Origin of the sequence: Saccharopolyspora terrae (assembly GCF_004348435.1) — a bacterium.
In the GTDB taxonomy this organism is placed as follows: domain Bacteria; phylum Actinomycetota; class Actinomycetes; order Mycobacteriales; family Pseudonocardiaceae; genus Saccharopolyspora; species Saccharopolyspora endophytica.
Genome location: NZ_SMKS01000020.1, coordinates 1 through 12,795, shown reverse-complemented (window position 1 = coordinate 12,795; position 12,795 = coordinate 1). Strand labels below are relative to the sequence as shown.

General features: G+C 70.1%; 13 protein-coding genes. 3 read left to right on the top strand and 10 right to left on the bottom strand.

Translation table 11 applies throughout. The features are described from left to right. Positions 1 to 2: 2 nt before the first annotated feature. The 6 genes from rbfA to rimP all read right to left on the bottom strand — a co-directional run bounded on the left by rbfA (position 3) and on the right by rimP (position 6,266). Positions 3 to 509 carry a 30S ribosome-binding factor RbfA gene (gene rbfA, locus E1181_RS13835; protein ID WP_132674747.1) on the bottom strand — a complete coding sequence of 169 codons (507 nt, stop codon included), beginning with the start codon at positions 507 to 509 and terminating at the stop codon, positions 3 to 5. Between the two features lie 272 nt (positions 510 to 781). Further along, positions 782 to 1,075, bottom strand: a complete 294-nt coding sequence (locus tag E1181_RS13830) for a DUF503 domain-containing protein (RefSeq protein ID WP_132674745.1) — start codon at positions 1,073 to 1,075, stop codon at positions 782 to 784. Between the two features lie 64 nt (positions 1,076 to 1,139). Next, complete coding sequence (infB, locus tag E1181_RS13825) at positions 1,140 to 4,121, bottom strand: translation initiation factor IF-2 (protein ID WP_132674743.1); 2,982 nt, start codon at positions 4,119 to 4,121, stop codon at positions 1,140 to 1,142. A 92-nt stretch (positions 4,122 to 4,213) separates the two neighbouring features. After that, positions 4,214 to 4,492 (bottom strand): YlxR family protein, encoded by a 279-nt coding sequence (locus E1181_RS13820; RefSeq protein WP_235876758.1) that lies wholly within the window; start codon positions 4,490 to 4,492, stop codon positions 4,214 to 4,216. Positions 4,493 to 4,641: 149 nt separating this feature from the next. Next, positions 4,642 to 5,712: a transcription termination factor NusA gene (gene nusA, locus E1181_RS13815; RefSeq protein ID WP_132674741.1), complete on the bottom strand. Its 1,071-nt coding sequence runs from the start codon at positions 5,710 to 5,712 to the stop codon at positions 4,642 to 4,644. Beyond that, positions 5,709 to 6,266 carry a ribosome maturation factor RimP gene (gene rimP / locus E1181_RS13810; RefSeq protein WP_132620751.1) on the bottom strand — a complete coding sequence of 186 codons (558 nt, stop codon included), beginning with the start codon at positions 6,264 to 6,266 and terminating at the stop codon, positions 5,709 to 5,711. The genes nusA and rimP overlap by 4 nt, the downstream gene beginning before the upstream one ends. A 266-nt stretch (positions 6,267 to 6,532) precedes the next feature. Here rimP and E1181_RS13805 point away from each other — a divergent pair, with 266 nt between their 5' ends. Together E1181_RS13805 and E1181_RS13800 are read left to right on the top strand one after the other, a co-directional pair. Beyond that, positions 6,533 to 7,021, top strand: coding sequence for a hypothetical protein (locus E1181_RS13805; RefSeq protein ID WP_132674739.1), 489 nt, complete (start codon positions 6,533 to 6,535; stop codon positions 7,019 to 7,021). Beyond that, positions 7,018 to 7,467 carry a ferritin-like domain-containing protein gene (locus tag E1181_RS13800; RefSeq protein ID WP_132674737.1) on the top strand — a complete coding sequence of 150 codons (450 nt, stop codon included), beginning with the start codon at positions 7,018 to 7,020 and terminating at the stop codon, positions 7,465 to 7,467. Before E1181_RS13805 ends, E1181_RS13800 begins: the two co-directional genes overlap by 4 nt. 29 nt (positions 7,468 to 7,496) lie before the next feature. Here E1181_RS13800 and E1181_RS13795 read toward each other — a convergent pair whose 3' ends face one another. Together E1181_RS13795 and E1181_RS13790 are read right to left on the bottom strand one after the other, a co-directional pair. Then, positions 7,497 to 8,339 carry a hypothetical protein gene (locus E1181_RS13795; RefSeq protein WP_235876750.1) on the bottom strand — a complete coding sequence of 281 codons (843 nt, stop codon included), beginning with the start codon at positions 8,337 to 8,339 and terminating at the stop codon, positions 7,497 to 7,499. Between the two features lie 61 nt (positions 8,340 to 8,400). After that, the gene (locus E1181_RS13790; RefSeq protein ID WP_132674735.1) at positions 8,401 to 9,426 is read right to left on the bottom strand and encodes an aminotransferase class V-fold PLP-dependent enzyme; all 1,026 of its coding nucleotides are present in this window, start codon (positions 9,424 to 9,426) and stop codon (positions 8,401 to 8,403) included. Positions 9,427 to 9,483: 57 nt separating this feature from the next. Here E1181_RS13790 and E1181_RS13785 point away from each other — a divergent pair, with 57 nt between their 5' ends. Then, on the top strand, positions 9,484 to 9,894 hold the full coding sequence (locus E1181_RS13785) for a YjbQ family protein (RefSeq protein ID WP_132674733.1): 411 nt from the start codon (positions 9,484 to 9,486) through the stop codon (positions 9,892 to 9,894). 77 nt (positions 9,895 to 9,971) lie between these two features. Here the strand turns inward: E1181_RS13785 and E1181_RS13780 are convergent, their stop codons facing one another. Together E1181_RS13780 and E1181_RS13775 are read right to left on the bottom strand one after the other, a co-directional pair. Continuing rightward, on the bottom strand, positions 9,972 to 10,805 hold the full coding sequence (locus E1181_RS13780; RefSeq protein ID WP_132674731.1) for a phosphatidylinositol-specific phospholipase C/glycerophosphodiester phosphodiesterase family protein: 834 nt from the start codon (positions 10,803 to 10,805) through the stop codon (positions 9,972 to 9,974). Positions 10,806 to 10,886: 81 nt separating this feature from the next. Further along, positions 10,887 to 12,632, bottom strand: a complete 1,746-nt coding sequence (locus E1181_RS13775) for a proline--tRNA ligase (RefSeq protein ID WP_132674729.1) — start codon at positions 12,630 to 12,632, stop codon at positions 10,887 to 10,889. Positions 12,633 to 12,795: the final 163 nt, after the last annotated feature.

Sequence of the window (12,795 nt, the reverse complement as noted above, 5' to 3'; positions counted from 1 at the left end):
ACTCAACCACCTTGTGGGCCACGACGCACATCGGCGTCGGAAAAGTCCTCGTCATCGACACCGTCGGTGTCGTCATCATCATCCTCGGTGTCAGCGCTCGTGCGGTAGGGGTCCGCGTCGCCGGCCGGGACCGCACCGGAGGCCAGTCGTGCGACCTCGTCGTCGGCCTCCTTGGCCTTGGCGAGCAGCTCCTCCATCCGGCGGGCCTGGTCCGGGACGGTGTCCGCGACGAACGTCAGGGTCGGCGTGAACCGGACCCCGGTCTGGTCGCCGACCCGGGAGCGCAGCACGCCGGTGGCGCTGTTGAGCGCGGCCGCCGTCGAGGCGTAGTCGGCGTCGTCGCCGAAGACGGTGTAGTAGACCGTGGCGTCCCGCAGATCCGGGGTGACTCGCGCATCGGTGATCGTCACCATCGCCAGTCGCGGGTCCTTGACCTCGTGCTCCAGCCCGGACGCGACGATCTGCGCGATGCGCTTGGCCAGCCTGCGGGCGCGCGCCGTATCAGCCACGACGCACCTCCTTCTTGCAAGAAAGCTTCGACACCCGCGGTGCTCCGGCGGGTGGGTCCAACATCGTTCTCGAAGTGGCGGAGCCACTTTCCCCTTCTGGTGAGCACCTGAGCAGCTCGCACCGCCGGGGGTTTCTGAGCGGTTTCGTGGCGAGCACGCCGCGACGCCGTTGTCCACCCCTCGGGTAAGCGGAATGCACAAGCAGTGGCGCGGAGACCACGGAGCCGCTCAGGTTCCCCCACCCGCGCTGAGCACAGGCACCACCGATGAACCTAGTCCTCCGGTCCCAGCATGCGATGGCGGGCGGAGAGGAGCTCCAGCTCGGGGCGGGCGGCTACCAACCGCTCGCACGCCTCCAGGACTTCGCGCACGTGCGCGGCGTCGCCGGAGACCGCCGCCACTCCGAGCTGAGCGCGGCGGTGGAGGTCTTGGTCGCCTGCTTCGGAGACGGCGACCTCGAAGCGGCGGCGGAGTTCGGCCAGGACCGGCCGGACCACGGCCCGCTTCTGCTTCAACGAGTGGACGTCACCGAAGAGCACGTCCAGTTCGAGCGCACCGACGTACATGGGCGGAATCTTCCCCCGAGCCCGCGCAGGGGGTCCGTTGCGGACCCCCTGCGCAGGTGCGGTGTCAGTCGCGAGGCTTCTCGCGCATCTCGTACGGCTCGATGATGTCGCCCACCTTGAGGTCGTTGTACGACCCCAGGGTCAGACCGCACTCGAAACCGTCGCGGACCTCGGTGGCGTCTTCCTTGAACCGCTTCAGCGAGTTGATGCTGAGGTTCTCGGCGACCACCACGTTGTCCCGCAGCAGACGCGCCTTCGCGTTCCGCTTGACGATGCCGTCGGTGACCATGCAACCGGCGATCGTGCCGACCTTCGAGGACTTGAAGACCTCGCGGATCTCGGCGCGACCGAGCTCGACTTCCTCGTACTCGGGCTTGAGCATGCCCTTGAGGGCCTGCTCGATGTCCTCGATGGCGCGGTAGATCACCGAGTAGTACCGGATCTCGACGCCCTCGCGGTTGGCGACCTCGGCCGCCTTGCCCTCGGCCCGGACGTTGAAGCCCAGGACGATGGTGTTCTCCGCGGTGGCGAGATTGATGTCGGACTCGTTGATGCCACCGACGCCGCGGTGGATGACCCGCAGCTCGACCTCTTCGCCGACCTCGATCTTCATCAGGGACTCTTCGAGCGCCTCGACGGTACCCGAGTTGTCACCCTTGATGATCAGGTTCAGCTGGTTGGTCTCCTTGAGCACCTTGTCCAGGTCCTCGAGGCTGACCCGCTTGCGCTTGGCGGCGTTCTGCGCCTCGCGGATGCGGGCCCCGCGGCGGTCGGCGATCTGCCGGGCGACCCGGTCCTCGTCGACCACCAGGAAGGAGTCACCGGCACCGGGCACCGACGTGAAGCCGATGACCTGGACCGGACGAGACGGCATCGCCTCGGTGACGTCCTCGTCGTTCTCGTTGATCATGCGGCGAACGCGGCCGTACGCGTCACCGGCGACGACCGAGTCACCGACGCGCAGCGTGCCTCGCTGCACCAGCACGGTGGCCACCGGACCGCGACCGCGGTCCAGGTGCGCCTCGATCGCGACACCCTGCGCCGACATCTTCGGGTTGGCCCGAAGATCCAGCGAGGCGTCGGCGGTCAGCAGGATCGCTTCCAGCAGACCGTCGATGTTGGTGCCCTGCTTGGCGGAGATCTCGACGAACATCGTCTCGCCGCCGTACTCCTCGGCCACCAGGTTGTACTCGGTGAGCTGCTGGCGGATCTTGTCCGGGTTCGCACCCTCGACGTCGATCTTGTTGACCGCGACCACGATCGGCACACCGGCGGCCTGGGCGTGGTTGATCGCCTCGACCGTCTGCGGCATGACGCCGTCGTCCGCGGCGATCACCAGCACGGCGATGTCCGTCGACTTCGCACCGCGGGCACGCATGGCGGTGAACGCCTCGTGACCAGGGGTGTCGATGAAGGTGACGGGCCGCTCGTTGCCCTCCAGCTCGGTGACGACCTGGTAGGCACCGATGTGCTGCGTGATGCCGCCGGCCTCGCCGGCCTGCACGTTCGCCTTCCGGATGGTGTCCAGCAGCCGCGTCTTACCGTGGTCGACGTGACCCATGACGGTCACGACCGGCGGACGGGCGGCCAGCTCCTCCTCGGAGGAGCCCGGGTCGCCGTAGTTGATGTCGAACGACTGCAGCAGCTCCCGGTCCTCGTCCTCCGGGGAGACCATCTCGACCTTGTAGTTCATCTCCTGGCCGAGGAGCTCGAGGATCTCGTCGGAGACGGACTGGGTCGCGGTGACCATCTCACCGAGGTGGAACATCGCCTGCACCAGCGAAGCCGGGTTGGCGTTGATCTTCTCGGCGAAGTCGGTCAGCGAAGCACCGCGGCGCAGGCGAAGGGTCTCGCCGTTACCGCGCGGGAGGCGGACGCCGCCGACGGACGGCGCCTGCATGTTCTCCATGTACTCCTGGCGCTTCTGCCGCTTCGACTTGCGACCGCGCTTCGCGGGACCGCCGGGGCGACCGAAGGCACCAGCCGTGCCGCCGCGACCACCGGGACCGCCCGGACGGCCACCGCCGCCGGGACGACCGCGGAAACCACCGCCGGCCGGAGCTCCACCCGGAGCGCCGCCACCGCCACCGGGACGGAAGCCACCGCCACCGCCACCGGGACGACCGCCGCCACCGCCGCCGCCACCGCCGCCGGGACCGCCACGGCCACGACCGCCGCCAGGGCCACCGCCGGGCCCACCGCGGGCCGGACGCGGAGGCATCATGCCGGGGTTCGGACGCGGAGGCATCATGCCCGGGTTCGGGCGCGAACCGCCGCCGCCACCGCCGCCGCCTTCGCCGCGCGGGGCGTTGTTGCCGCCACCGGCAGGAGCGGTTCCGGCACCCTGGCCACCGCCACGGCGCTGGTCGTCACGACCGCGACCGGGGCCCTGCTGGCCACCGCGGTCCTGACGCGGACCCGGACCGGGACGACCCGGGCGCTGCTGAGGAGCACCCTGGCCGACGCCGAACGGGTTGTTGCCGACGCGCGGGGGCTTCGGACCCGGCTTGGGCGCCTTCGGGCGCGCGGCATCGCCGTCGCCACCCGGAGCCTTGGGCGCGGGCTTGGGACCCGGCTTCGGGCCGGGCTTGGCGTCGCCCTTGGGCTTGTCGCCCTGGGGCTCGGCCTTGGGCTGCTCGAACTTGGGCTCTTCGACCTTGGGAGCCTCGGCCTTCGGCTCCGCCTGAGCGGCCGGGGCCGGCTCTTCGGCCTTCGGTTCGGGCTTGGGGGTCGGTTTCGGACCCGGCTTCGGGCCGGGCTTGGGTGCCTCGGCGCGCGGGCCGGGCTTGGGTCCAGGCTTGGGGGCTGACGATCCAGCCGCCCCTCCGGTACTGACAGCCTTGTCGCTCTGAGAGGGCTTGCCGTTGTCGCCGCTCTTCTTCGACGACTTGACATATGCGTCACGGAGCCTGCGAGCCACCGGGGCTTCCACGGTGGAGGACGCAGACTTGACGTACTCGCCCTGCTCGGCGAGCTTGTTCAGTACTTCCTTGCTGGTGACACCGAGCTCTTTAGCGAGCTCATGTACGCGGGCCTTGCCTGCCACTGCTCTCCTCATCTGGGTGAGGCCGGGCGGCAGTCCCGCTCGACCTCGTCCTATCGCCGATGCGCGTTCATGGCTTCAGCTTCACGGCTGATTCATGACGGGTCGACCTGCTTTCCTTCGGTTGCCTGGCGCGGGACGGATCCCGCGTCGGTCATGTCCTGAGCCACCGCGGGCGGTTGCCCGGCACTCAAGTGGTGTTGCACGGCTGAGGTGTCGAGAGATCCCGGCACTCGAAGTGCCCGCGGAAAAGCCCGGCGCCGTTCGGCTAGACGAAGGCAAGCCGGGTCAGGGTGCAGCCAGGCTCCCCGACCCGGTCGCCGATGCCGCGGATCGGGAACCGCGACGGGACCCGAACCACCGACCTCAGCCACCACGCGTAGCAGCTCAACGGCCGACGTCCGAGTACGACAACCCACGCACGTACGAACCGGCACATGGCGCTGGCCATTCCCGGGTGCACTCGTGTGGATTGATCGCTCCCCTCGCGTCGAGCCTCGTTAACGATTCTAACCCGAGGGCGTCACTCAGCCGAACCCACGGTGGGCAGTCCCTCAACCGCCGGGTCCGGACCGGTCGGCTGGACGGGTGCCTGGCCGCTCGTCGTGGTCGGCGACGACGGGTCGGCGTCGCTGCGGATGTCGATCCGCCAGCCGGTCAGCCGGGCCGCCAGCCGCGCGTTCTGGCCTTCCTTGCCGATCGCCAGCGAGAGCTGGAAGTCCGGCACGATCACCCGCGCGGTCTTGGTGCGCTCGTCGACCACCTCGACCGAGACCACCTTGGCCGGCGACAGCGCGTTGCCGACGAAGGTCGCCGGGTCGTCCGAGTGATCGATGATGTCGATCTTCTCGCCGCCCAGCTCGCTCATCACGTTGCGGACCCGCGCGCCCATCGGGCCGATGCAGGCGCCCTTGGCGTTGACGCCGCTGACCGTGGACCGCACCGCGATCTTCGACCGGTGCCCGGCCTCGCGCGCGACCGCCGGGATCTCCACGGTGCCGTCGGCGATCTCCGGGACCTCCAGCGCGAACAGCCGGCGGACCAGGTTCGGGTGGGTGCGCGACAGCGAGATCTGCGGACCCCGGGCGCTGCGCGCCACGCCGTAGACGTAGCACTTGATCCGGGTGCCGTGCTCGTAGTTCTCCCCCGGGACCTGCTCGGCACCGGGGATGACGCCTTCGCTGTCACCGATCTGCACGATCACCATGCCGCGCGAGTTGGCCCGCGCGTCGCGCTGGATCACGCCACCGATGATCTCGCCTTCCTTGGCGGCGAACTCGCCGAAGGTCCGCTCGTGCTCCGCGTCGCGCAGCCGCTGCAGGATGACCTGCCGCGCGGTCGTCGCCGCGATCCGCCCGAACCCCTCCGGGGTGTCGTCCCACTCCTCGGAAACGCTGCCGTCGGCGTTGAGGGAGTGCGCGATGACCCGCACGATGCCGGTCTTGCGGTCGACCTCCACCCGCGCGTGCGGCTGGTGCCCCTCGGTGTGACGGTATGCGGTGAGCAGTGCCGATTCGATCGCTTCAAGGACCGTCTCGAACGGGATGTCCTTGTCGCGTTCGATCGCCCGCAGCGCCGCGATGTCGACGTTCACCTCGACTCCTCCGTGTCTTCCCGGTCGTCCCCCTGCTGGGAAACGCCGCTCGCAGCCCGCTCCAGCTTGACCAGGTCTTCCGCCGGTGGCTGCTGGAACTCCACCTCGACCACCGCGCGCTCCACATCACGGTAGGCCACCTGGCGGATCTCAGCGCCCACCAGCACCTGCACGCTCTCATCATCCGCGCTGCCGACCCGCGCCACCAGCTGCTCGCCGCTGGTCAGCCGGATCTTCACCAGCCGGTTGCGGGCGCGCTTCCAGTGTCGCTGCTTGGTCAGCGGCCGGTCCACGCCGGGCGAGGTGACCTCCAGCGTGTAGGAGCCGGCCAGCACGTGCTCGTGCGCGTCCAGAACCTTGGCGACCGAGCGGCTCACCTCGGTGATGTCGTCGAGGCCGACACCGTCATCGGAGTCGATGACGACCTTGACCAGCCGGCGACGACCGGCCTGCTGCACGTCGAGCTCTTCGAGGTCGAAGCCCTTTTCGGCGACGGCCTCGGCGACGACGGGCTCCAGCTGCGCGGTGATCTCACCACGCGGCGGGCTGGACACGTTGGCACTCCTAGGTTTCGGTTCGTGGTCTCAGAAGACCTCATGCATCGCGATCCGGGCCCGAATCGCGGGCACGAACCGCCCGCGTCCGGTCTGCTCCGGCCGCGGTCGCCCAGGGTATCGCGTCCGCCCGCACCCGAGCGCGACGCGGGACCTTAACGATCGGCGGATTGCGCACAGCCCTGAATGGATCACCGGTCCCACCGCCCCTGCGGTGGCACCCAGGGTGCGCGCGTTGATCGCGGTGCCTGGCAGGATAGGTCGTCGTGGAACTCCCCCGCGCATCCCTGCCGGTGATCGAGCGCCGACGTGTTCTGCGGCTGTTCGCCGCCGCGCCCGCAGTGGCCGTGCTGGCCGCGTGCGGCACCGGCTCCGACGAGCCCGATCAGCTGCTGCCGCTGGCGACCGCCGCGAAGGCCGATGCCGCGCTGGCGAACGCGATCGCCCGCAGGCACTCCGGGATGGCCGAGACGGCGCGCGAGCTCGCCGCGGCGCGAACGGCGCACGCCAGCGCGTTGCAGCGGGAGATCGACCGGGTCGCGCCGCGCGACCCCGAGGACCCGCCGTCGGTGCCCGATCCGGCCCCGAAGAAGGCGCCCGCCTCCGCCGAAGCCGCCGCCGACGCGCTGCGCGCGGCCGTGCGCGAGGGCCAGGAGCAGGCGGCGAAGCTCGTTCCCGGGTTGTCCGGCTACCGCGCGGGGATGGTGGCGTCGGTGTCCGCGAGTTGTGCGTGCTTGCAGGAGGTGCTGGGTTGAGCGAGATCTCGGAGCAGGCCGCCAAGGCCCTCGGCGACGCGCTGGGCGCCGAGCACGCGGCCCTGTGGGTCTACGGGCTGGCCAACGCCTTCGTCGGCGAGGCACGCGTGCGCAGCGCGATCGAGGAGGCCGTCGACGCGCACACCCGGCTGCGCGACACCGCCGAGCAGGCGATGCGGCAGGCGGGCCTGACACCGACCCCTGCCCAGCCCGCCTACGACGTCGGCGGCGACGTGGCCGACCAGTCGAAGGCGATCGAGCTGCTGATCACCACCGAGAGCGACTGCCAGGTCGGCTGGCGCTCCGTGCTCGACAGCACCGAGGACGCCGGGATGCGCAGCGCCGCGCTGGACGGCCTGACGACCTCCGCCACCAGGGCGACCCGCTGGCGGCTGACGCTGGGACGCCAGCCCGCCGCGGAGAAATTCCCCGGCCAACGGGCGTAGTCAGCCGCGGTGCCGGCTGAGGGGCCCGGTCACTTGGGCGCCTGGTCCTGGGGCCAGCCCAGCTTGAGGGCCTCGTTGGTGACGTCGCTGAGCGCTGGGTCCTTCTTCGAGGACTTGCCGTAGAACGCCGAGTCACCGATCACGACCAGCCGGTCCTGCCGCCCCGAGGCGTAGGCCGCGTCGTCGAGGTCGGGCATGTCGCTGGTGCCGTCGCGCTCGTCGTCCACCAGGTCCCGGATGTTGCCGGTGCCGTCCTTGGTGGTCAGCTCGTTGAGCTGGGTGGCGAACTGCGGCGTCGGCATCAGCACGGTGATCACCGAGGTGAGGACGCGGCGGCCGTCGGGCAGGGTCGTCGTGTAGAGCGCGCGGGTGAGGTGGTCGCACTCCTGCTTGCTGAAGAAGTTCTGGATGGAGTCGGTCGAGACGCCCTTGCAGCCCTGGAACGCCTCCTCCTTGCGGACCAGGGTGAAGTCGTAGCGCAGCTTCAGCGGTGGCGGCGCGGCGACCTCGTCATCGGGCTTGATGGCGCTCCAGATCAGTCCGGACACGACCGCGATCAGCAGCAGCACGAGTCCCCGCAGCGCCCAGCCCATCGGCGTGACGCCCTGCGACCGCTGCTGCCTCGGCGGCGGGGGCGGCGGCGCGGACTGTCTGCTGGTGCCCGGGTACGGCTGCTGCGGCGCCGGGTGAGGCGCTTGCTGCGGCGTCGGCGAATGCGTGATCACCGGCCTGGTGGCGTGCTCCGGGGTCGGTGCGGCCACCTGGCGGTCCTGCCTGATGTAGGCGTTGTCCCGCCTCAACGGCGCGGTATCACGCTGCGTGTTGCCGTGCGCTCCCGTCACGTCTTCAGGCACACCCTGTCGGTCTGACACGAGTGCCTACGGTAGCGGTTGTGGATTACGGGATGGACAACCCGATACCCGGTTGCGCTGATCAGAGCAGTGCGCGGACCGCCCTTTCGACGTCCTCGGCGGTGTTGTAGAGGTGGAACGACACCCTGGCCTGGCCCCCGCGGCTGGCGCAGGCCACACCGGCGGCCGTGAGCTTGGCCACGGCATCCTGGCCTGCCACCGACACGATCGCCGACCCGGCCGCCGGCATCCCGAGCTCCGCCCGGAACCCGTCGGCCAAGCCGCTGCAGTGCTCGGCGACTCCGGCCAGGTCCAGACCGGCCAGCCACTCCATCGACGCCGCCGCGCCGACCTGCGCGAGCCACACGGGCGAGATGTCCAGCCCGCGCGCGTCACCGGACAGCCGCAGCGGCAGGCCGTAGGTGGCCTCCCACGGGTCCTCGGCGGCGTACCAGTTGGCGCTGTGCGGAACGGGTCGCGGCGCGTCGGGGTGGACCGCCAGCCAGGCCGAGCCGCGCGGGGCCATCAGCCACTTGTACCCGGCGCCTGCCACCCAGTCCGCCCAGTCGAGCCGCAGCGGCATCCAACCGGCGGCCTGCGTGACGTCGAGCAGCACGCGGGTGCCGTGCTCCTGCTTGGCCAGCTGGAGCCCTTCGAAGTCGGCGATGCGGCCGTCCTTGGACTGCACGGCGCTGACCGCGACGAGGTCGAATTCCGGTGCGCGCTCGCCGATTTCGTCCAGGTCGACCTCGGTGACGGTGACGCCGCGGTCGGCCTGGGCGGCGAACGGGAACAGCACGCTGGTGAAGTCGTCGGTGGCCACCAGCACCCGCGCGTCGTCGGGCAGGCTGGCCGCGACCAGGCCGATCACCTGAGAAGCGCTGGCGCCGATGGCGACCCGGTCGGCGGGGACGCCGATGAGGCGGCCGAAGGCGTCGCGGGCGGTGGCCACGTGCTCGTCGAAGTCGCCCGGCCGGTCCGAGCCGCGGCCCCAGCGCTCCACCGCCTCGGAGACCTTGCGGACGGCGTCGGTCGGCGGGATGCCGATGCTCGCGGTGTTGAGGTAGCCGTCGGGGACGTCGAAACTCGCGTCGAAAGCCTTCCGCATGACCACCATCCTCGCACCGATCAGGCCTCGGCGGTGATCTCTGCCTACGGTTGGGGCATGCACAGCGAAGAGATCGAGATCCGCACCGGTAGCAGCGAAGTGGTCCGCGATCTGCGCGACGAGTGCCGGCGGTTCCTCAGCTCGGCCGGGGCCGGCGACGGTTTGCTCAACGTGTGGGTGCCGCACGCGACCGCGGGACTGGCGATCATCGAGACCGGTGCGGGCAGCGACGACGACCTGCTCACCGCCCTGCGCGACCTGCTGCCCGGCGACGACCGATGGCGGCACCGCCACGGCTCGCCCGGTCACGGCCGCGACCACGTGATGCCCGCGTTCGTGCCGCCCTACGCGACGATCCCGGTGCTGGGCGGGCAGATGGCGCTGGGCACCTGGCAGTCGGTGTGCCTGGTGGACACCAACGTCGACAACCCGGTCCGGAAGGTGCGGCTGAGCTTCCTGGCCGGGTGAGGTCGAATTTCGCGCGAAATTCGACCCCGAGACCTCGGTCCCGAATTTCGCGTGAAATTCGACTCCGGCAGAGACTCTCAGCTGGTCAGGAACTCCTGGAGTCCGGCGAGGTCGTCGGTGTTGATGTGGTCGACGCCGACCTCCTTGAGCACGGTCCACACCGCGTCGCGCTCGGTCCCCGCGCTGTCCGGCGTGGCCCAGAAGCGGACGCGCTGACCGGCGGCGTGCGCGTCGTTGACGATGCGCTCCAGCTCGTCGCGCTCCTCGGCGGGCATGTCGCCGGAGCCGTTCCAGGTGAACACCTGCGTCCAGTCGTCGGAGACCAGCGGAACGAGCTGGGGATCGGCGCCGATCGAGCCGCCGGTGCCGCCGTCGAGGAACGCGTAGCGGTCGGTCTGGCCCTCGATGAACTCGGTCGGCTTCTCACCGGAGATCACCACCGTCACCGGTCCTTCGGTGACGGTGCCGTTCTCGTAGTGGGTGAACAGGCCCGCGTACTCGGGGTCGCGCATGATCTCGTCGAGCCGCTTGTAGCCGTCCTCGCCGAAGGTCTTGAAGTCGACCAGCAGCTGGAAGTCGGTGTCGTGGCCCGGGTAGATGCTGCCGCCTCCGGCGTTGAGCCGCTCCACCAGCGGGTCCAGGTACAGCGACTCGATGGTCCGGTCGGGGTTGAGCTGGAAGGGGTCGTGGCCGATCAGCAGCGAGTCGCCCAGCGGGTAGATGTCGGCCTCGACGCTGGTGAACCCGTGGTCCAGCGCGTCCAGCAGCGGACGTTCGTGCAGGTAGTCGTTGTGCGCGTGGGCCTGGGCCAACGGTGCGACGTCGGCGGCCGGTGCGGCGTGGGCCGCGACGGGCGCGACCAGTGTCAGCGCCGCCAGCGCGGGCAGGAGGAAACGTGAGAGGGACCGCATGACAAAGCCTCCGGTGATGATCAGTTGATCACCACCGGAGGCTAGTGCGATCGCCCTGGTCAGGGCGTGCGCTGACGAGATTCAGCCACGCACGACGTCGATCAGGTGCGCCACCGCGTCGTCGGCGGCGACCTCGGTGCGCTCGCCGGAGAGCCGGTCGCGGACCTCCACGACACCGTTGGCCAGGCCCTTGCCGACCACCAGGATCGACGGGATGCCGACCAGCTCGGCGTCGGCGAACTTCACGCCCGGCGAGACCGTGCGGTCGTCGAGGATCACCTGCACGCCGGCCGCGTCGAGCTCGGCCGCCATCTCCTCGGCGCGGGCCCGGACGGTCTCGTCCTTGCCCGCGATGACCACGTGCACGTCGGCCGGGGCCACCTCGCGCGGCCAGGCCAGGCCCATGTCGTCGTGGCTCTGCTCGGCGATGGCCGCGACCAGGCGGGACACGCCGATGCCGTAGGAGCCCATGGTGATCCGCTTGGGCTTGCCGTCCTGACCGAGCGCGTCCAGCGAGAAGGCGTCGGCGTACTTGCGGCCGAGCTGGAAGATGTGGCCGATCTCGATGCCGCGCGCGGCGACCAGGGTTCCCTTGCCGTCGGGCGACGGGTCGCCCTCGCGGACCTCGGCGGCCTCGATCGTGCCGTCCGGCGTGAAGTCCCGGCCGCACACCAGGTCCAGCACGTGGTGGTCGGTCTTGTCCGCACCGGTGACCCAAGCCGTGCCGGTGACCACGCGCGGGTCGACGACGTAGCGAACGCCGTTCTCCTGCAGCGCCTTCGGGCCGATGTAGCCCTTGACCAGGAACGGGTTGGCGGTGAAGTCGGGCTCTTCGAGCAGCGCGACCTCGGTCGGCTCCAGCGAGGCTTCGAGGCGCTTCATGTCGACCTCGCGGTCGCCGGGCACGCCGATCGCCAGCAGCTGCCACTCGTCCGAACCCGGCTGGCGCGTCTTGACCAGCACGTTCTTCAGGGTGTCCGCAGCGGTGAACTTGCGGTCGGTGTTGGTGTTGAGGAAGTCGACCAGCGACTCGATGGTCGGCGTGCTCGGGGTGTGGTGCACCTCCGCGGCGGGCTTGTCCTCAATGGACTCCGCGGGCGGCGCGGGGGTGACCACGGCCTCGACGTTGGCGGCGAAACCGGATTCGGTGCTGCGGACGAAGGTGTCCTCACCCGTGGGGCTCTCGGCGAGGAACTCCTCCGACGCCGAACCGCCCATCGCACCGGAGGTGGCCGCCACGATCACGTAGCGCAGACCCACCCGGTCGAAGAGCTTGATGTAGGCGTCGCGGTGCCGCTGGTAGGACGTCGACAGGCCCTCGTCGTCGATGTCGAAGGAGTAGGAGTCCTTCATGACGAACTCGCGGCCGCGCAGGATGCCGGCGCGGGGGCGCTCCTCGTCCCGGTACTTGGTCTGGATCTGGTACAGCATGACCGGGTAGTCCTTGTAGGAGCTGTACTCGCCCTTGACGGTGAGGGTGAACAGCTCCTCGTGGGTGGGCCCGAGCAGGTAGTCGGCGTTCTTGCGGTCCTTGAGCCGGAACAGGTTCGGCCCGTACTCGGTCCAGCGGTTGGACGCCTCGTAGGGCTCCTTGGGCAGCAGCGCGGGGAAGTGGATCTCCTGCGCGCCGATGGCGTCCATCTCCTGGCGCACGACCTCTTCGACCCGGCGCAGCACGCGCAGACCCAGCGGCAGCCACGAGTAGATGCCCGGCGCGATGCGCCGCACGTAGCCGGCCCGCACGAGCAGCTTGTGGCTCGGCACCTCGGCGTCGGCCGGATCCTCGCGCAGCGTACGCAGGAACAACGTCGACATCCTCGTGATCACGGCTACTGGCTCCTAGTTCGGCCCAATGGGAATACAGGCAGGGTAGCGACCACGCCGACTCGCAGTGGTGCGCGGTTGCGGATGAAGCGGAGTCCCCATGCTCCCGCACCCCAAACAACCAGGTCAAACGAATACCCACTCCCACCAGAACCCCACCCGAGCC